General features: G+C 72.3%; 20 protein-coding genes and 2 tRNA genes. 8 read left to right on the plus strand and 14 right to left on the minus strand.

The features are described 5' to 3' along the window. Window positions 1-4 precede the first annotated feature (4 nt). Together RY076_RS12600 and RY076_RS12605 are read right to left on the minus strand one after the other, a co-directional pair. The gene (locus RY076_RS12600; RefSeq protein WP_323098510.1) at window positions 5-1,330 is read right to left on the minus strand and encodes a 3-oxoacyl-ACP reductase; all 1,326 of its coding nucleotides are present in this window, start codon (window positions 1,328-1,330) and stop codon (window positions 5-7) included. 3 nt (window positions 1,331-1,333) lie between these two features. Beyond that, complete coding sequence (locus RY076_RS12605; protein WP_323098511.1) at window positions 1,334-2,632, minus strand: acetyl-CoA C-acetyltransferase; 1,299 nt, start codon at window positions 2,630-2,632, stop codon at window positions 1,334-1,336. Between the two features lie 107 nt (window positions 2,633-2,739). Between RY076_RS12605 and RY076_RS12610 the strand changes: the two genes are divergently transcribed. Continuing rightward, entirely contained in the window at window positions 2,740-3,474 is a 735-nt protein-coding gene (locus RY076_RS12610; RefSeq protein ID WP_323098512.1) for a TetR/AcrR family transcriptional regulator, read from the plus strand. 54 nt (window positions 3,475-3,528) lie between these two features. Next, window positions 3,529-5,475 (plus strand): acyl-CoA dehydrogenase family protein, encoded by a 1,947-nt coding sequence (locus tag RY076_RS12615; RefSeq protein ID WP_323098513.1) that lies wholly within the window; start codon window positions 3,529-3,531, stop codon window positions 5,473-5,475. A gap of 36 nt (window positions 5,476-5,511) precedes the next feature. Here RY076_RS12615 and RY076_RS12620 read toward each other — a convergent pair whose 3' ends face one another. The 9 genes from RY076_RS12620 to RY076_RS12660 all read right to left on the minus strand — a co-directional run bounded on the left by RY076_RS12620 (window position 5,512) and on the right by RY076_RS12660 (window position 10,906). Next, window positions 5,512-6,033: a flavin reductase family protein gene (locus RY076_RS12620; RefSeq protein WP_323098514.1), complete on the minus strand. Its 522-nt coding sequence runs from the start codon at window positions 6,031-6,033 to the stop codon at window positions 5,512-5,514. Between the two features lie 52 nt (window positions 6,034-6,085). Beyond that, window positions 6,086-6,436: a hypothetical protein gene (locus tag RY076_RS12625; protein ID WP_323098516.1), complete on the minus strand. Its 351-nt coding sequence runs from the start codon at window positions 6,434-6,436 to the stop codon at window positions 6,086-6,088. Window positions 6,437-6,544: 108 nt separating this feature from the next. Then, window positions 6,545-6,618, minus strand: a tRNA-Val gene (locus RY076_RS12630). Window positions 6,619-6,743: 125 nt separating this feature from the next. Further along, window positions 6,744-7,247 carry a TIGR02611 family protein gene (locus RY076_RS12635; protein WP_323098518.1) on the minus strand — a complete coding sequence of 168 codons (504 nt, stop codon included), beginning with the start codon at window positions 7,245-7,247 and terminating at the stop codon, window positions 6,744-6,746. Next, complete coding sequence (locus tag RY076_RS12640; RefSeq protein ID WP_323098519.1) at window positions 7,244-8,089, minus strand: aminotransferase class IV; 846 nt, start codon at window positions 8,087-8,089, stop codon at window positions 7,244-7,246. The genes RY076_RS12635 and RY076_RS12640 overlap by 4 nt, the downstream gene beginning before the upstream one ends. A gap of 32 nt (window positions 8,090-8,121) precedes the next feature. Further along, window positions 8,122-9,147 carry a chorismate-binding protein gene (locus RY076_RS12645; RefSeq protein ID WP_323098520.1) on the minus strand — a complete coding sequence of 342 codons (1,026 nt, stop codon included), beginning with the start codon at window positions 9,145-9,147 and terminating at the stop codon, window positions 8,122-8,124. A gap of 33 nt (window positions 9,148-9,180) precedes the next feature. Continuing rightward, window positions 9,181-9,663: a glutathione peroxidase gene (locus RY076_RS12650; protein WP_323098521.1), complete on the minus strand. Its 483-nt coding sequence runs from the start codon at window positions 9,661-9,663 to the stop codon at window positions 9,181-9,183. Window positions 9,664-9,762: 99 nt separating this feature from the next. Beyond that, entirely contained in the window at window positions 9,763-10,734 is a 972-nt protein-coding gene (gene ligD / locus RY076_RS12655; protein ID WP_323098524.1) for a non-homologous end-joining DNA ligase, read from the minus strand. Between the two features lie 96 nt (window positions 10,735-10,830). Continuing rightward, window positions 10,831-10,906: transfer RNA gene (locus RY076_RS12660), tRNA-Gly, on the minus strand. 205 nt (window positions 10,907-11,111) lie between these two features. Between RY076_RS12660 and RY076_RS12665 the strand changes: the two genes are divergently transcribed. Next, window positions 11,112-11,954, plus strand: coding sequence for a class II glutamine amidotransferase (locus tag RY076_RS12665; protein WP_323098525.1), 843 nt, complete (start codon window positions 11,112-11,114; stop codon window positions 11,952-11,954). Between the two features lie 196 nt (window positions 11,955-12,150). On the opposite strand, the gene RY076_RS12670 is transcribed toward RY076_RS12665, so the two are convergent. From RY076_RS12670 to RY076_RS12680, 3 genes are all read right to left on the minus strand, one after another. After that, window positions 12,151-12,480 (minus strand): SHOCT domain-containing protein, encoded by a 330-nt coding sequence (locus RY076_RS12670; protein ID WP_323098526.1) that lies wholly within the window; start codon window positions 12,478-12,480, stop codon window positions 12,151-12,153. 34 nt (window positions 12,481-12,514) lie between these two features. Next, entirely contained in the window at window positions 12,515-13,021 is a 507-nt protein-coding gene (locus tag RY076_RS12675) for a DUF6325 family protein (RefSeq protein ID WP_323098527.1), read from the minus strand. A gap of 103 nt (window positions 13,022-13,124) precedes the next feature. Then, entirely contained in the window at window positions 13,125-13,358 is a 234-nt protein-coding gene (locus RY076_RS12680) for a hypothetical protein (protein WP_323098528.1), read from the minus strand. Window positions 13,359-13,492: 134 nt separating this feature from the next. On the opposite strand from RY076_RS12680, the gene RY076_RS12685 reads away from it, so the two are divergent. The 5 genes from RY076_RS12685 to RY076_RS12705 all read left to right on the plus strand — a co-directional run bounded on the left by RY076_RS12685 (window position 13,493) and on the right by RY076_RS12705 (window position 18,513). Next, the gene (locus RY076_RS12685; protein WP_323098529.1) at window positions 13,493-16,084 is read left to right on the plus strand and encodes a LuxR C-terminal-related transcriptional regulator; all 2,592 of its coding nucleotides are present in this window, start codon (window positions 13,493-13,495) and stop codon (window positions 16,082-16,084) included. Between the two features lie 128 nt (window positions 16,085-16,212). Then, window positions 16,213-16,446 carry a hypothetical protein gene (locus RY076_RS12690; protein WP_323098530.1) on the plus strand — a complete coding sequence of 78 codons (234 nt, stop codon included), beginning with the start codon at window positions 16,213-16,215 and terminating at the stop codon, window positions 16,444-16,446. Window positions 16,447-16,565: 119 nt separating this feature from the next. Further along, window positions 16,566-16,949 (plus strand): SHOCT domain-containing protein, encoded by a 384-nt coding sequence (locus RY076_RS12695; RefSeq protein WP_323098532.1) that lies wholly within the window; start codon window positions 16,566-16,568, stop codon window positions 16,947-16,949. Then, entirely contained in the window at window positions 16,946-18,094 is a 1,149-nt protein-coding gene (locus RY076_RS12700) for a M20/M25/M40 family metallo-hydrolase (protein ID WP_323098534.1), read from the plus strand. The genes RY076_RS12695 and RY076_RS12700 overlap by 4 nt, the downstream gene beginning before the upstream one ends. Then, window positions 18,091-18,513: a hypothetical protein gene (locus RY076_RS12705; protein ID WP_323098535.1), complete on the plus strand. Its 423-nt coding sequence runs from the start codon at window positions 18,091-18,093 to the stop codon at window positions 18,511-18,513. Before RY076_RS12700 ends, RY076_RS12705 begins: the two co-directional genes overlap by 4 nt. Window positions 18,514-18,520 lie beyond the last annotated feature (7 nt).

Consider the following 18,520-nt stretch of genomic DNA (forward strand, 5'->3'; position numbering starts at 1 on the left):
GGCCTCACGCTCCCAGCAGGCTCTGGCCGCAGACGCGCACGACCTGCCCGGTCACGGCGGCGGCGCCGGGCTGGACGAACCAGGCGATGGTCTCGGCGACGTCGCGCGGTCGGCCGCCCTGCTGGAGGGAGTTCATCCGGCGACCGATCTCGCGCGTGGCGAACGGGATCTTGGCCGTCATCTCCGTCTCGATGAACCCGGGAGCCACGGCGTTGACGGTGATGCCGCGCGCGGCCACCTGCGCCGACAGCGCGGTGACGAGCCCGATGACGCCGGCCTTGCTCGCCCCGTAGTTCGTCTGCCCCCGGTTGCCGGCGATGCCGGCGATCGAGGCGACGCAGACGATCCGTCCGCTGTCTGACAGCCCACCCTCGCCGAGGATCGCCTCGTTCATCCGCAGGATCGAGGCGAGGTTGACCCCGATGACGGAGTCCCACCGCGCGTCGTCCATGTTGACGAACAGCTTGTCGCGGGTGATGCCGGCGTTGTGGACGACGATGTCGAGCGATCCGTGGCGCGAGCGCGCGTGCTCGACGAGGCGCGCACCGGCGTCGGGCGCCGTGACGTCGAGCTGGAGCGCGGTTCCCTTGACCTCGTTGGCGACTCGCGCGAGGGCGTCGCCCGCCTGCGGCACGTCGACGGCCACGACGGTCGCGCCGTCGCGGGCCAGGACCCGCGCGATCTCGGCACCGATGCCGCGGGCGGCACCGGTGACGACCGCGACCTTGCCCGCGAGCGGGCGCAGGGCGTCGGCCGCGGCGCCGGTGGAGGCGTCGACGCGCACCACCTGCCCGTCGACGTACGCCGAGCGGCCCGAGAGGAAGAACTCGACGGCCGAGCGGACGCCGTCGGAGGCCTCGCCGGTGGCGAGCACGAGGTTGGCGGTGGCGCCGGCCCGCAGCTCCTTGCCGATCGAGCGCACGACGCCCTCGAGGGCGCGCTGCGTGGCCACCTCGGCGACACCGGTCACTGACGCGGGGTCAGTGCCGACGACGACGACGCGTCCGTTGCGGGCCAGGCGCTTGACCGCGGGCGCACCGACGACGCGCAGCGCGGCCAGCTCGTCGGGGTGGGTGGCGGCGCTGAGGTCGAGGACGACGGCGCCGAGGCGGGTGCCCTCGGCGACCGCGTCGGCCGACTCGACGGTGACGATCCCGAGCGAGCCGAGCCACTCGGCGAGCGCCGTGGCGAAGCGGCCTCCGCCGGCGACGAGGACGGGTCCCTCGCAGAGCGGCAGACCGGGCTCGTACCGCCGCAGCGGCGTCGGCTGCGGGACGCCGACCTTCTTGGCCACGGGCGAGCTGATGAGCGTGGTGAACAGGTCGGGCACGGGTCAGGCCTCCAGGATCGCGACGACGCCCTGCCCACCGGCAGCGCAGATGGAGATGAGGCCACGGCCGCCGCCGGCCTCCTTGAGCTGCTTGGCCAGCGAGGCGACGATGCGCCCGCCCGTGGCGGCGAACGGGTGCCCGGCGGCGAGGGACGAGCCGTTGACGTTGAGCTTCGAGCGGTCGATCGCGCCGAGGGGGGCGTCGAGGCCGAGGCGCGCCTTGCAGAAGTCGGGGTCCTCCCACGCCGTCAGCGTCGTGAGCACGGTGGCGGCGAAGGCCTCGTGGATCTCGTAGTAGTCGAAGTCCTGCAGGGACAGGCCGTTTCGGGCGAGCAGCCGGGGCACGGCGTAGGCGGGCGCCATGAGCAGGCCCTCGTCGCCGTGGACGTAGTCGACCGCGGCGGTCTCGGCGTCGACGAACCAGGCGAGCGGCTCGAGGTGGTGCTCGGCGGCCCAGTCCTCGCTCGCGAGCAGCACGGCCGACGCGCCGTCGGTGAGCGGCGTCGAGTTGCCGGCGGTCATCGTCGCGCCCTCGCCGCGGCCGAAGACCGGCTTGAGGGCCGCAAGCTTGTCGGCGCTCGTGTCCGGGCGCAGGTTGTTGTCGCGGGTGAGCCCGAGGTAGGGCGTCATGAGGTCGTCGAAGAAGCCGCGGTCGTACGCGGCGGCGAGGTGGTGGTGGCTCGCCGCGGCCAGCTCGTCCTGGGCCTCGCGCGAGATGCCCCACTGGGCGGCCGTGACGGCCATGTGCTCGCCCATCGACATCCCGGTGCGCGGCTCGACGTTCTGCGGCACCGACGGCAGCAGGTCGCCGGGACGCAGGCCGGCGAGGGCCTTGACCTTCGCCCCCGGGGTGCGCGCGCGGTTCGCTGCGAGGAGCGTGTGGCGCAGCCCCTCGCTGACGGCGATGGGCGCGTCGCTCGCGGTGTCGACGCCACCGGCGATGCCGGACTCGACCTGGCCGAGGGCGATCTTGTTCGCGACGAGGATCGCAGCCTCGAGACCGGTGCCGCACGCCTGCTGGACGTCGTAGGCGGGCGTGGCCGGCGACAGACGCGTGCCGAGGACGGTCTCACGGGTGAGGTTGAAGTCGCGGCTGTGCTTGAGGACGGCCCCGGCGACGACCTCGCCGAGCCGCTCCCCCGCGAGGCCGTACCGGGCGACGAGGCCGTCGACGGCGGCGGTGAGCATGTCCTGGTTGCCGGCCTGCGCATACGCGCCGTTGGCCCGGGCGAAGGGGATGCGGTTGCCCCCGAGGACCGCGACGCGGCGGGGCGCTCGGAAGGCGGTGGTGTTGGACGCCATCTGTCTGTACCTGCTCTCGCTGTGGTGGAGGTGTCTGGCTGTCGTTGCTCCCAAGATAACCGAAACTGGCAGTAGTCGATACAGCACGTACCTGTTACTTTCGTGAGATGGACGACGTGAACGAAGCCCGGCCGAGCGGCGCCCGCACGCCGCGTCGCGGTCGGGCCGGCGCAGACGCCCGCGACGGGCGTGACGCCCGGTGGGAGCGCCACCGCGAGGAACGGCGAGCCGCCCTCGTCGACGCGACGATCCGGGCCATCCGCCGCCACGGGGCGACGGTCGGCATGGACGACATCGCCGCCGAGGCCGGCACGAGCAAGACCGTCGTCTACCGGCACTTCGAGGACCGCGCCGGGCTCTACCGGGCCGTGGCCGCACGCATCGACGCGCGGGTCGTCCGCGACGTCGGGGCGGCCCTCGCGCGCAACGACGCCGACAGCGGTGCGGGCGACCCCCGCGGGCTCATCGCCTCGACCGTCGAGGCCTACCTCGCGCTCGTCGAGTCCGACACCGAGGTCTACCGCTTCGTCGTCAACCGGCCCCTCGTCGACCGTCCGCTGCCCGACGACCCCGTCGGCGGCACCGTGGCCCAGGTGGCCGACCGGCTCACCGGGCTGCTGCTGCGCTCGTTCGAGGCGTCGGCGACCGACCCCGCCCGCGCGCGCACCTGGGCCATCGCCCTCGTCGGCTCGGTGCAGGCGGTCGCCGACGACTGGCTCGCGACCGCCCACCGCACGCCCCGCGCCGAGGTGGTCGCGGCCCTCACCGACCTCGCGTGGACCGGCCTTGCGCCCGTCCTCTCCCCTGCCGGCCGGCCCGCACACTCCCCCGACATCCCCTGACATCCCTGACATCCCCTGGCACCCCCGCCAGCACGCCCGCCGAGGAGGCCCGCCGTGTCCGCTGAACCGACCACCGCCCCGATCCTGCCCCCGCCGGGTGCCGACGCCCTGCGCGCCCACCTCGACGGCCCACGTCGGGCCGTGCGCGAGCGCTGCCGCGAGCTCGACCACGCCGTGTTCGGCCCACCGGCCGAGCCGCTCCCGCTCGAGGAGCACCGCGCACGGGTGCGCGACCAGATGCGGCGACTGGCCGCCGAACCCTATGCGGCACAGGGCTGTCCGGAGCGCCAGGGTGGCAGCGCGCAGTACGGCGACTCGGTCACGGCGTTCGAGATGCTCGGCCACAGCGACCTCTCGCTCTTCGTCAAGGCGGGTGTGCAGTGGGGCCTGTTCGGTGGGGCGGTGTCGATGCTGGGCACCGAACGTCATGACGACCTCGTGCCGCGCATCACGAGCGGCGAGCTGCTCGGCTGCTTCGCCATGACCGAGACCGGTCACGGCAGCGACGTCCAGGCGCTGCTGACGACGGCCACCTACGACGCGGCCGCCGACGAGCTCGTCGTCCACTCGCCCTCGCCCGCCGCGCGCAAGGACTACATCGGGGGCGCGGCCCACGACGCCCGCGTCGGCGCGGTCTTCGCCCAGCTCGTCGTCGACGGCGAGTCCCGGGGCGTGCACTGCGTCCTCGTGCCGTTGCGCGACGCCGAGGGCCGCACGCTGCCGGGCGTCACGGCGACCGACTGCGGGCCCAAGCTCGGCCTCGACGGCGTCGACAACGGCCGGCTCTCCTTCGACCACGTGCGCGTGCCCCGCACCAACCTGCTCGGCCGTTACGGCGACATCGACGACGAGGGCCGGTACGCCAGCCCCATCGACAACCCGTCACGGCGCTTCTTCACGATGCTGGGCACCCTGGTCCGGGGTCGCATCTCGGTGGCCGGCGGTGCGGGTGCCGCCGCCCGTTCGGCCCTCGCGGTCACGACGCGATACGCCCTCGGGCGCCGGCAGTTCGCGCCACCCGGCGGTGGCGACGAGGTCACGGTGCTCGACTACCGCACCTACCAGCGCCGGCTGCTGCCCCGCATCGCCGCCGCCTACGCCCTGCAGGTGGCCCAGCACGAGCTCGTCGGCGCGATGGACGACGTGCTGTCGGGCCGTACCCCCGGCGAGGAGGCCCAGCGGCGCCTCGAGACCAGCGCCGCCGGGATCAAGGCGCTGACCACGCGACACACCACCGACACCATCCAGGAGTGCCGCGAGCTGTGCGGAGGGGCCGGCTACCTCCACGCCAACCGGCTCGCGCAGCTCAAGGCCGACACCGACATCTTCACGACGTTCGAGGGCGACAACACGGTCCTGCTCCAGCTCGTGGCCAAGTCGCTGCTCACCGACTACCGCTCGACGTTCGGCGACCTCGACACCGCGGGCATCGTCCGGTTCGGCGCCCGCCTGGCGGCCGGCACCGTCATCGAGCGCTCCGCCGCCCGCGGCATCGTCCAGCGCATCGTCGACGCCTCACCCGGCCGCGACGAGGACCTGACCTTCGCAGCCCGCGGCACCCAGCTGCGGCTGCTGCGCGAGCGGGAGGAGCACCTGCTCGAGGGGCTGGCCCGCCGGCTGCGTCGGGCCGAGGCGCGCGACGCCGACGCGTTCGCCGTCTTCAACGCCTGCCAGGACCACCTCGTCGACACCGCGCAGGCCCACGTGGAGCGAGTCGTCACGGAGTCGTTCGCGGCCGCCGTCGAGGAGTGCGACGACCCGCAGGTGCAGGCCCTGCTCACGCGGGTCTGCGACCTGTACGCCCTCACGACGATCGAGGCGCACAAGGCCTGGTACCTCGAGCACGACCGTCTGAGCCCGGCCCGCGCCAAGGCCCTCACCGCGGTCGTCAACGAGCTGTGCGCCGAGCTGCGTCCGCACGCCGGCCTCCTCGTCGACGGCTTCGGCATCCCCGACGCGTGGCTGACGACCGAGATGAATGACGACCTGATGGGCGCCTGACGAGGGCCGGGTTACGGTGCGCCCCAAGGGAATCGCTCAGGCGTCGGGTCGCTGGTACCGGCCGCGTCGGTGCACGAGCGGCTCGGCGTCGTCGCCGAGCTCCACGTGCTCGACGACGGCCTCGACGAGACGCGACCACCCGACGTCGTGGGTGGTGGCGGGGTCGAGACGGACGCCCGCCCACGTCGGGACGTCGAGCAGGCGCGGCCCCCAGGCCGTCTGCTCCCAGGCTCCGCCCCGGAACGGACCTCCGGGGGCCGGGCGCACGCCGGCGAAGACGTCGGCCACCTCGCGCTGGCGCCAGCCGAGCAGAGCGACGACGGCCGTGCCCTCCTCCTCGAGGCGCTCGAGGAGGTCGGACTCGGGGTGGAGCAGGGCCACGACCCGGGCAGGCTCCCCCGCGGCGACGAGGTAGGAGGACACCGTCAGCCCGGCGCGCTCGACCCCGGCTCCAGCGGTCCACAGCGTCACCGTCGACCCGACGCGACCCCGCAGCCGCCGGACCGGGTCACGGTCGGGCTCGGGTGGCAGGAACGGGTGCTCGGAGTGGATCGTCACGAGGGGCCCGCGCCCGAGTCCGGCGAGACGGCCGGCGCCACGGGCACGCCGGTCACTCCGGCGCTGCGACGAGCAGCAGGTCGTCGACCGCGACCTCGCCCGGCTCGACGACGTCGGCGTAGACGCCGGCGCACTGCGACGGCGTCCGGGTCACCCGCAGGGTGCACTCACCGAGCCGGACGGTGCGCCCGACGAGCCCGGCCAGCACCGAGGCGTCCATGTCGAGCACGACGTTGGCCTTCGGGTGCGTCTCGACGTAGTCGGTGGCTGAGACGAGGTGGACGGCGTTCTTCTTGGACCGGTTGCCGGCCGGCCCGGTCGGCGTGATCTCGACGCTGTCGAGCTCCTGCCCCGGGGCGTCGGAGTCGGGATAGATGAACAGGCTCGACACGGCAGCGTTCATGCGGCTCAGGCTAGTCCGTCCCGCTGGCAGCCGCGCGCGGCGCGCGGCCCCGGGACAACGACGGCCCCTGACCTGTGGTCTCACAGGTCAGGGGCCGTTCGGTGCCGGTGGACGTGAAGGGACTCGAACCCCTGACCTCTCGCGTGTGAAGCGAGCGCTCTAACCAACTGAGCTACACGTCCGGGCGCCCGTGTGCCGACGGCGATCGGGGCGACGGAGGGAAACAATAGCCTGTGGCGGACCGGTGGCGGAAATCGCCCCGTCGGGGGCTGTCCGGAAGCCCGCTCGGCCCGCGCGGCGATGCAGGTCAGTCGATACCGGGCAGCTGAGACAGCAGCTCGTCGGCCCACTGCGGCACGAACGGCGGGACACCGGCCACGGCCAGATAGCCCCAGATCACCGCCCACACGATGACGAGCGTCGCCAGGGCGACGAGGCCGCGCACCCAGACGGCCTGCGCCATGATCCAGTCGTTCCACCGGCTCACGTGACGCTTGGCGAAGTCGAGCCACCGCTGGGCGAACTCGAACTCGCTGGCGAGGATGAGCAGCCCGAAGAAGACGACGAGCCAGCCGGGCCCGGGGGCCGGCACCATGATGAGGCCGGCCACCGTGACCACCGTGCCGACGACGCCCACGGCGGTGCGCCACACGAGGTGCGTCACGCGGTTGCGTCGCAGCCGGGCACGCCAGGCCCAGCGGTCCTCGTCGGCGTCGAGGGTCAGGTTGGGGTCGGAGTAGTCGACCTCGCCCGACGCGTCGGACGCCACGTGCGTCGGCTCGTCCGGGTGGGCGCCGTCGGGGCCGGTCACGGGTCGAGGTCCTGCCCGGACGCCTCGCGGAAGACCCGCTGCAGGGCGTCGGTGACCGGGCGCTCGGCCGGCATGGCCCGTTCGTCGACGGCGTGGACGGGCAGCACGTCCTTGGTCGAGCTCGTGATGAACACCTCGTCGGCCGAGGCGAGCACCTCGACCGGCAGGGCCTCCTCCCGCACGTCGAATCCCGCGGCCCGTCCCCACTCGATGACGAGCTCACGGGTGATGCCGGGCAGCAGCCCGGAGTCGGCAGGAGGAGTCAGCACGACGCCGTCGACGACGACGAAGACGTTGCTGCCGGTGCACTCGCACAGCTCGCCGCGGGTGTTGGCGAAGACCGCCTCGACCGCGCCGACCTCCCGGGCCCGCGCCAGCGCCACGACGTTCTCGGCGTAGGAGGTCGTCTTGAGGCCGACGACCGCCGAGCGCTCGTTGCGGGTCCAGGGCACGACCGTCAGGGCACCGCTCGCCGGCGGCAGGGGCTGCGGCGCGGCGAGCACGATGTAGGTGAGGTCGGCGTCGGCCCGGTCCGAACCCAGCGGACCGATGCCCCCGGTGACGCTGTAGCGCAGGCGCCCGAACGGGATCGGCTCGCCCTCGAGCACCGCGGCCACGCCCTTGTCGACGAACGCGAGGTCGACCGGCGGCAGGCCCAGGCCGGCGGCGGAGCGCTCGAGGCGGCGGTGGTGCCGGGACAGCGCGAAGGGATGCCCGTCGATGATCTTGGCCGTCTCGAAGACGCCGTCGCCGACGGTGACGGAATGGTCGAGGGCCGACACCGCCGGCCCGGTGGGGTCGACGAGCCGTCCGTCGACCCAGACGCGTGTGGTGGTGCTCATGGTTCCTCGTCGTGTCGCCGCTGGGGTGGGCCTCATGGTGTCACAGCGCCTGCTGCCAGCCCGACGAGCCGGGCGGCCTTGAGCTCGGTCTCGGCCCACTCCCCCTCGGGGTCCGAGCTCCACGTGATCCCGGCCCCGGTGCCGAACCGGAGCCATCGGCGTCCGTCGTCGTCGTTCTCGGCCCAGAAGGTGCGGATGCCCACCGCCAGCTCCGCGTCGCCGCGGTCGGCGTCGACCCAGCCGACGGCCCCGCAGTAGGGCCCCCTCGGCGCGGCCTCGAGCTCGGCGATGGCCCTGAGCGCGCTCGACTTGGGCGCGCCGCTGACCGAGCCCGGCGGCAGCGTCGATGCAGCGATGTCGCGCCACGACGCGTCGTGACGCAGCCGGCCGCTCACCGTCGACACGAGGTGCACGAGGCCGGGATGCCGTTCCACGGCGCAGAGCGCGTCGACCGACACGGTGCCCGGCTCGCACACCCCCGAGAGGTCGTTGCGCATGAGGTCGACGATCATGACGTTCTCGGCGTGGTCCTTGGGCAGCATCTGCTCGGGGGTGGGTGCGGTGCCCTTGATCGGACGCGTCACGACGCGGCCGTCCGAACGGGACAGGAACAGCTCGGGTGAGGCACCGACGACGTCGAGCCCCGCCGCGTCACAACGGATGCGGGCAGCATGGGGCGCCGGGTTGCCCTGTCGCAGAAGTGAGTCCAGTGCGTCGAGGTCAGCGTCGGGGTCGAGCTCGTGGCTGACGACGCGGCAGATGTTGACCTGGTACACCGTCCCCGACGCGATCCGGCGCCGGACGTCACGGACCGCTCCGACGTACTCGGAGCGGTCCAGCGACGAGGCCCACTCCCCCGCCAGCGGCGCCCACGGGAGGTCACCCGGCACCGGTACCCCACGCGTCACGTCGGCGAAGCGGACGGCCGTGACCTCACCCTCGAAGGTCGCGACGACGGCCCAGAAGCCCTCGCCGTCGAGGGCGTCGAGGGCGTCGGCGCCACGGCGGACGTCGACGACCGTCGTGGCGACCCGGTCGGCGAAGCGGGCGAGGTCCACCCGCAGATCGTAGGGCCCGCTCCGCCGGCGCTCTCAGCCGGCGAGCGCCGCCTCGACCTCACCGGCGAGCGCCGACGGCTCGGTCGTCGGCGACCAGCGCCCGATGAGCTGGCCGTGGCGCCCGACGAGGAACTTGGTGAAGTTCCACTTGATCCGGCTGCCGAGCAGGCCACCGCCCTCGGACTTCAGCCAGGTGAAGAGCGGGTGCTCGCCGGCGCCGTTGACCTCGACCTTGGCGAACATCGGGAAGGTGACGCCGTAGTTCTTCTCGCAGAACCCGCTGATCTCCGCCTCGGTGCCCGGTTCCTGCCCGCCGAACTGGTTGCACGGGAAGCCGAGCACGGTGAAGCCGCGGTCGCGGTACGCGCGGTAGAGCTCCTCGAGGCCCGCGAACTGGGGCGTGAAGCCGCACTCGCTCGCGGTGTTGACGACGAGGACGACCTCGCCCTCGTACTCGGACAGGGAGATCTCCCGCCCGTCGATCGTGGTCGCCTTGAAGTCGCCGAGGGCGCTCACTGGTCCTCCTGGGTGTCCTGGGATGTCATGGTCGGTGCTGGTGTGTCGTGCGGTGTGCTGATGTGTCGGGTTCGGAGCGCCGGCCCGATCGGTCGGGTCTCAGGCGTCCTCCGGTTCCGGGGGGACGCCGGCACCGTCCCGCTCGTCGCGGTCGGCCCACTCCAACAGAGGAGTGAAGTCGAAGACGGCGTCGTCGATTCCCGCATGGAGGTCGCCGAGCTCGGCGAAGCGCGCCGGCATCGTGGCGATGGTGAGGTCACGCGGCTCGACGTCGGCCACCTCGTCCCAGCGGATCGGTGCGGACACGGTGCCGTGCGGCGTGCCGCGGACGCTGTAGGCCGCCGCGATGGTGTGGTCGCGGGCGTTCTGGTTGTAGTCGACGAAGAGGTCGCTCGGGGCCCGGTCGCGACGCCACCACGTCGTCGTGACCTCGTCGGGCAGGCGTCGTTCGACCTCGCGGGCGAAGGCCAGGGCGCCGCGTCGGACGTCCTTGAAGCCCCAGCGCGGCTCGATGCGCACGTAGACGTGCATGCCCTTGCCGCCGGAGGTCTTGGGCCACCCGACCGCGCCGAGCTCGTCGAGGATCTCGTGCACGGTGAGGGCGGCGCGGCGCACGGTGTCGAAGCCGCACTCCGGCATCGGGTCGAGGTCGATGCGCCACTCGTCGGGCTTCTCGGTGTCGGCCCGGCGGCTGTTCCAGGGGTGGAACTCGACCGTCGACATCTGCACCGCCCAGATGACGTCGGCGAGCTTGGTGACGCACAGCTCGTCGGCGTGCAGGCCGTAGCGCGGAAAGTGCAGCCGGACCGTCTCGACCCACGGCGGGGCCCCGGCCGGCAGGCGCTTCTGGTGGACCTTCTGGCCGTCGACGCCCTTGGGGAAGCGGTGCAGCATGCAGGGCCGTTCGCGCACGGCGTTGACGATCCCGGGGCCGACCGAGAGGTAGTACTCCACCAGGTCGAGCTTGGTCTCGCCGCGTTCGGAGAAGTAGACGCGGTCGGGGCTCGAGAGGCGCACCGTGTGGTCGCCGACCTCGAGCTCCACGGCGGGGGCCTTGCTCGACGCAGCCATGCCCGACAGCCTACGTACCTCGGCGCCCGCACCGTCCCGGCGGACGTGGCCGACGTGCGGGAGGGCCCGTCGACGTGAGTCGACGGGCCCTCCCTGTGGAGCGGACGACCGGGCTCGAACCGGCGACCTCAACCTTGGCAAGGTTGCGCTCTACCAACTGAGCTACGTCCGCCTGCGGACCAGCGGCGCCGGAGCGCCGCGGTGCGTCGTAGACGATAGCGGACGTCGGGCCTCAAGACGAAACCCGGCGAAAACGTCTGTCCGCGTGGCGGTTCGGCTGCGGCGCCGCCGGGTCGGCACCGAGTCGTTCCCGAGTCGTCCGCGAGTCATCCCCGAGGAGTGATGATCGGCCACCTCGGGGCAGGTTCCATGAACGCATGTGCCGCTGGATGGTGTACTCAGGTGACCCGCTCCTGGTCGAGGACCTCCTCTTCAAGCCGGAGCATTCGCTCATCGAGCAGAGCCTCCACTCGACGATGGGGGCCACGACCACCAACGGTGACGGCTTCGGCATCGGCTGGTACGGCGAAGGTTCGGTGCCGGCGATCTTCAAGAGCGTCGACCCGGCCTGGAACGACCAGAACCTCCGCGAGCTCACCCAGCAGGTGCGGACCGGCCTGCTCTTCGCGCACGTGCGCGCGTCGACGGGGACGCCGGTCCAGCGCAGCAACTGCCACCCCTTCCGGCACGGCTCCCGGCTGTGGATGCACAACGGGGCCGTCTTCGGCTTCCACCAGCTCAAGCGTGACCTCATGTTCGCCGTGGACCCGTCGCTCTACCCCGACATCGAGGGGTCGACCGACTCCGAGGCACTCTTCTTCCTCGCGCTGACCTTCGGTCTCGAGGACGATCCCATCACGGCGGTCGCCAAGGCCGTGGGCTTCGTCGAGCACGTGGCGCAGAAGCATGGGGTCGCCGACCCCGTTCAGGCCACGATGGCGACCTCCGACGGCGAGTCCGTCTGGGCGTTCCGCTACTCGACGACCCACCAGAGCCGGACCCTCTTCCACTCGACGAACGTGGCGCAGCTGCGCGCCCTGCACCCCGAGATCGAGATCCTGCAGCGGGCGAGTGACGAGGCGCGGTTGGTCGTGTCGGAGCCGCTGCGCGACCTGCCGGGGGCCTGGCGCGAAGTGCCGGAGTCCTCCTGCGGGATCATCCAGCCCGGTGACGACGAGATCCGCGACTTCGCGCCCATCCCGCCGGCGTTCGTGGCCTGAGCCCCCGTCCCCTGAACCTCGCCTGAACCCCGTCGCCGGTCGGCGACGGGGTTCGGCGGTGGGCGACGCCGGCCCTGCCACGGGGCTCGTCGGCGCACGACATGGGCCGCGCCGGTGGGACGGCGCGGCCCGTGGGAGTCGATGCGTTGCTGCAGTCCTTCCGACTGCTCTTCCTACTGCCCTGCCACTGCCCTGCTCAGAGCCCGAGGATCCGGGCCTTCTGGGCCTGGAACTCCTGCTCGGTCAGCACCCCCGAGGCGCGCAGCTCGCCGAGCTGCTGCAGCCTGGCCAGGTCCGCGTCGGCACCCACGGGAGCGGCGGCCTCCGGAGGCGGCGGGGGCGGCGGCGGCGGGGGTGCGTACTGCGGCTGGGCGTACTGGGGTTCTGCGTACTGGGGCGGCGGAGGCGCCTGCTGCTGCTCCTGGGCTGCCCACCGTCCCGCCTGGCGGCGCGACACCCGGTTCGACACCGCCGTCGCGGTCCCGGCCACCACGGCCGTCCGGGCCATTCCACCGATCAGTCCCATCGTCTGCTCCTCTGCTCTGGCTGAGAGTTCCCGGTCACGCCGGCGTGCTGTCCGCCGCGGGGGCGGCGCTGTCCGCGCTGACCGAGTCGCCCGCCTCGGCCGCACGGGCGGCCTCGAGCTCCTCGAGGCGCGCGACGACCACGTCGGCGGGCACGCGCATGCTCGCCACGACCTCGGCCCCGGCGCGACGCATGGCCGACACGAAGGGGCCCGCCCACGTGTTCTCGTAGACGAGGACCGCGGCGGCGTTGCCCGGCTCGAGCAGGTCGGCGGCCTGCGCCAGGTCCTCCTCGTCGAGCAGGTCCGACTCGACGCCCTCGAAGACGGCGAGGTCGAGCGTGCCGTCACCGTCGAGGTCGGTGATGGCCACGGCCGTCACCGTCCCGTCCTCGCCGCGGACCATGGCCTTCATGTCGAGGATCCGGATGATGCCGCGGTCGACGAGGTCGACGAGGATGGCCATCCCTTCCCCGTTGATCCGGGCGCCCGGGAACTCGAGCGCGAGAAAGTCGATGGGTCCGACGTCGACGTTGACACTCATGTCCTGCCTCCTTGACGGCTGCCTGCAATACACCGACCCTCGCGTCCGGCACCGGCCCCGCACATCGCCCGCTGAGGATGAGTGGAGCAGGCCCCCGCGGCCCTCAGCCCGGGTCGGCGGCGTCCTGCCCGGGGCCGGCGTCGGCCACCTTGTGGATCGCAGTGACACCGATGCCGAGCGACTCCAGCAGGTCGAGGGTCCGCCCGAGCGCGTCGGGGTCTCCGGCCGAGACCGACAGGATCGTCGCCTGTCCGCTGTCGCGGCGCCGGACCGGCGAGCCGAGGTCGGGCAGGTCCGCGGTCAGCTCTCCGTCGAGGACGATCTCGTACCGCTGCATGACCTGCTCCACATCCCAGATGCCCCGAAAACCGGCTCTCCTGCCGGTGCACGTCGTACGCTCTCAAGTATCAAGCCCTCCACACATCCATCGTCGGGGATGACATGGTCGGACCACGTCACGCGCGGATGACGGTGCCTCTGCCGTCCGCCCACACGATCGACCGAGCGCGCCTCGTGCCGCTCATCGACCATCGTCCGGTGGTCGTGCTCGCCGGCATGGCGGGCTACGGCAAGTCGACGCTGCTCGCTGCCGCGTCGAGGCGCCAGCAGGTCAACGGGGCCGCCATCTGGCTGGACGTCGATGACTCCGACCGGTCGCCGGTGCGCCTCGTCGCCGACCTCATCACCGCCGTCGGCCTGTCCGGGCTCGAAGAGCTGGGCGCGAACCTCGAACCCCTCCGAGCCTCCGCCCTGCGCGCAGAGCCGTTGACGCTGGTCGACTCGCTGCTCGAGGTGCTCTACGACGCGGCGCTCCCCCTGACGCTCGTCCTCGACGACCTCCAGGACCTCACCGGCTCGCGGGGTTCCATCCAGATCATCGACCACATCCTGAAATGGGCCCCGGCGAATATGCGCATCGCCGTGGCCGCACGCGTCGTCCCCCCGCTCCGGCTGCAGCGTCTCCGGCTCGACGACCGGCTCGCCTATCTCACGCACGAACAGCTCGCGTTCGGCCCGCAGGAGACGGCCGAGGCCGTGCGCGCCGCCGGTCTGGACCTCGATGCCGAGACCGTCGAGGGGATCCACCGCGCCACCGGTGGATGGCCGGCCGGCGTCCGCATGGCGATCCTCGCCTCGCGCCAGTACGGCCTGCGCAAGCAGGTACCGACCCAGCTGCGGCGCGACCAGGCGCTGGCCGAGTACCTCGCGACGGAGGTGCTCGCGTCCCTGTCGGACGACCTCCGGGACTTCGTCCTCGACGCCACCCTGGACGAGCACGTCTGCCCCTCCCTCGTCGACAGCGTGCGCGGAACGCACAACGCCGAGGCGCTCCTCGAGCAGTGCGTCGCCGACGGCCTCTTCCTCTCCCGCGGCGGCACCAACGCCGAGGAGGCCTGGTACTACTGGCACCCCCTATTCGCCGCCCACATCCACCGACGCCTCGTCGCCGACTACCCCGAGCGGGCCACCGTCCAGCACGCCGCAGCGGCGGACTGGTGGAGCAACGTCGACGCCCCGACCGCGATCCGGCACGCCGTGGCCGCGGGCGACGGTGAGAGGGCCTCCAGGATCTTCGCCGACCGCTGGCTCGAGCTGTTCCTCGAGGGACGGGTGGACGCTGTGCTCGACGCCGTGGACCAGGTACCCGAGGGATCGGCCTACTCGGCGGACACCCACCTGGCCAGGGCGCTCGTCCTCGTGCAGCGCGGGAAGATGGACGACGCGCAGGTGCAGATCGACGCCGCACACGACGCGGCCGTCCTGTTGCCGTCGGAGGCCAAGGCCGTGTTCGAGGACCGGCTGGCGGTCGTCCAGCTGTTCCGTACCGGCTACGGACTGGGTCTGAGCGCGGCGGTCGAGCCGGGGGCTGCGCTGCTCGAGCGCTTCGACCGGAGCCAGCGCCCGCCGGACCCCGCCGTCCTGGCGTCGGTGCAGATGTTCGTCGGCATGGGCGAGGCCCGGCTGCAGGCCGAGCCGGCGCCCACCCTCGAGATGCTCCGGTCATCTGCCGCCACCGCACGCGACACCGGCCTGCTGGCCCTCGAGCTGACGGCGCTCGCGGAGTCGTGCCTGCCCGCCATCGTCGAGGAACGCCTCGACGAGGTACGCGACCTCGCGATCAGCGTCCTTGCGCGGGCGGACGACCGCGGCTGGGTCGGGCTCGCGACGCTGGCTCCGGCCGTCGCCTTCCTCGGATGGCTCGACTACTGGAGGGGCAACGTGCACGAGGCACGGGCGCAGCTGGAGCGGGCCCTGTCGATGATGCTGCCCTTCGACTGGGAGCTGCGTGGCCTCACGCTGAACTACCTGACGAAGGCATGTCTGGCTCTGGGCGACCTCGTCGGCGCCAAACGGGCCATCGCACAGGTCCGAGCAGTGATGGACTCCGGTCGCCGCGCGCCCGGGTGGCCGTCGATGCTCTCCGGGCTGGAGGGGCTCGCCCTCATCGCGGAGGGAAGGACGCGTGAGGCGGTGGCCCTGGCCTCCGCACCCATGAGCGAGCCCGAGTACCCGCTGGCCCGCGCGCACCGGGCGAAGGTGCTCATCCAGGCAGGACGGCCTGCCGAGGCCCTCGCCGAGCTCGACCGGACGACGTCGACAGGCAGGTTGGTCCAGGTGGAGTGCCTCTCACGCTGCCTCGAGGCGGAGGCACGCGCAGAGCTGGGCAGGCCCGACGCGCACGCCTCCCTCGAGGCGGCCCTCGCAGCCGCCGAGCCGGACGAGCTCTACGGGCCCTTCCTCCGCGTCGGCGAGCGACTGCCCGACCTGCTCAAGGCCCACCTGCGCCATGGCACCGCCCACCCGGCTGCGGTGACCCAGGTGCTCGGGCGGATCGCCGCAGGGCAGCGCCAGGAGACCACCGGGCGAGGTGAGCAGCTGACCGAGCGCGAGCACGTGATCCTCCGGTACCTCGCCACCAACCTCACCAACGCCGAGATCGCCGAGGCGGAGTACATCTCGCTGCACACGGCCAAGACGCACATCGCGCACATCTACCAGAAGCTGGGCGTCAGCAGCCGGCGTGCCGCCATCCGCAGGGCCGCCGAGCTGGAGCTCTACTGACCCGTGGCTGCGGCCACGGGTCCGGACTCCGCGTGCGCGATCTACTCCCCATGAAGTGACGCGGCACGCCTCGGACATCGGCATCCTGTCGATGACGCGAAGTCCTTCGCAGGAGAAGGAGGATGCCGATGCAAGCCGTGGTGATCGTGAACGGTGAGGTGGACGAGCGCGACGTCTGGCCCTATGCCACGTGGTGTGACAGCGACGGGATCCGGACGACCTTGACGGTCCGGGTGCACGACAGCCAGGAGCTGGTCGCCGTGCTGGGCAGCCTGACGGCCATGGGTCTGGAGGTCACCTCGACCCAGCTGATGGACGAGCCGGGCGCAGGAGGGGCGGACCACGCCCAGCCGGACCCGTGACCCGCGATCTCGCTCGCAGAGTGCGATGCCGGGTTTGTTCGGTGGCGTGAGGCTGATGTCGAAGCGGTCCCCCTGACCGCCACCGCGACGAGTCGCGACAACGAAAGGACTGGCTCACCATGGACTTCTGGAGCTTCTTCTGGCTGCTTGTGTGGTCCTTCTTCTTCGTGGCCTACCTCATCATGCTCTTCCACATCTTCGGAGACCTCTTCCGGGACAAGGAGCTCGGTGGGTTCTCGAAGGTGCTGTGGGTGCTGGCGCTCTTCATCGTCCCCCTCCTCTCGGCCCTCATCTACCTCATCGTCCGGGGCCGTGGCATGGCCGAGCGCGAGATGCAGGCCGCTGAGGCCCAGATGGCCGCGCAGGAGAAGTACATCCAGCGCGTCGCCGGCGGCTCCACCGCCTCGACCACCGACCAGCTGTACCAGGCCAAGTCGCTGCTCGACAGCGGCGCCATCTCCCCCGAGGAGTTCTCGCAGATCAAGGCCCGGGCTCTGGCATGAGCCCCGCGCCCGCAGCCGCACTCCGGCCCGCGGACGCGGTAGACCGTGACCGGCTGCTCGCCACCTTCCTCGAGCTGGTGGCGATCGACAGCCCGACCGGCCACGAGCAGCAGATCGGTGAGGTGCTCGCAGCCCGCTTCCGCGAGCTGGGGTGCACGACGACGCAGGACGACGTGGGCAACCTCGTCGCCGTGTACCCGGGCACACGCCCGGGGACGGTCCTGGTGTCGACGCACATGGACACAGCCGGGACCGACCGCGGGATCGTGCCCGTCATCGGCGACGACGGCGTGGTGCGCACCGACGGCACGACGATCCTCGGGGCGGACGACAAGTCGGGCCTGGCCGGGTGCCTCGAGCTCGTCCGGCTGCTGCGCGACCATCCGGACTGGTCCCACCCGACGATCGAGTTCGTGTCGACCGTCGGTGAGGAGCGGGGCCTGGTCGGCTCACGTCACCTCGACGTGAGCCGGCTGCAGGCCACCCACGGCTTCGTCCTCGACACCGCAGGGGTGATGGGCTCGGTGACGTACTGGTCGCCGACCTCGGTGTACCTCACCATCACCGTCCAGGGGCGCAAGGCCCACGCGGGGGTCGAGCCGGAGAAGGGCGTCAGCGCCGTCCAGGCAGCCGCGGACGCCATCGCCGCAATGCCCCTCGGGCGCATCGACGAGGAGACCGTCGCCAACATCGGGACGGTGCACGGGGGCGAGGCCCGCAACATCATCCCGGACACCGTCGTGCTCGAGGGCATGGCACGCAGCCACGACCAGGGCAAGCTCGACCGCCAGCTCGCGGCCATGCGGCTCGCCTGCGAACGTGCCGCCGAGGCGCGCGGCGCGACGGTGGACGTCGTCGCCGAGGAGATCTACCGGACCTACCGGATCGCCGAGGACGCACAGCCCTACCGCGAGGCGGCCCGCGCCATCCGGTCCCTCGGGCTGGAGGTCTCGCCGCGGAAGTCGGGCGGCGGGACCGACGGGAACTACTTCAACGCCAAGGGGATTCCGTGCGTGGCGCTCCCGACCGGGATGGTCGACGAGCACGCCACGAGCGAGCACATCGCCATCGACGACCTCGTCCTGGCGTGCCAGGTGCTCGTGGCCGTCGTCACCCAGCCCGTCGACGGAGAGGGACCGCCATGACGAACCGGCGTCTGCGCCGGCTGGCCGCAGCCGCGACCCTCGCGGGCACCCTCGTGGTGGCCGGATGCGGCACCGACCTCACCGCGCAGAACCTCTGCGCCAACGCCAAGAGCCTCGCCACCGCGGTCGACGGCCTCAAGGCGCAGAAGCCCGACGGCAGCAAGGTCGCCGAGCTGACGACGAAGGTCGACGCCGCCCTGGCGAAGCTCGACCATCTGCAGGCCGTCACGGAGGGGCGCTACGACAGCGCCATCTCGACGCTGCGGGCCAACCTCGAGGGCTTCAAGCAGACCCTCGCCGCTGCGGGCAAGGGCGCCTTCACCACGGTCGCCCCCGAGCTCACGGCATCGCTGAAGGACATCAGCGCGGCGTACGCGCAGCTGTCCCAGTCCATCGCCGCCCAGTGCGCGTCGGGCTGAGCCCGCG

Source organism: Intrasporangium zincisolvens, assembly GCF_034724055.1.
Lineage (GTDB): Bacteria > Actinomycetota > Actinomycetes > Actinomycetales > Dermatophilaceae > Monashia > Monashia zincisolvens.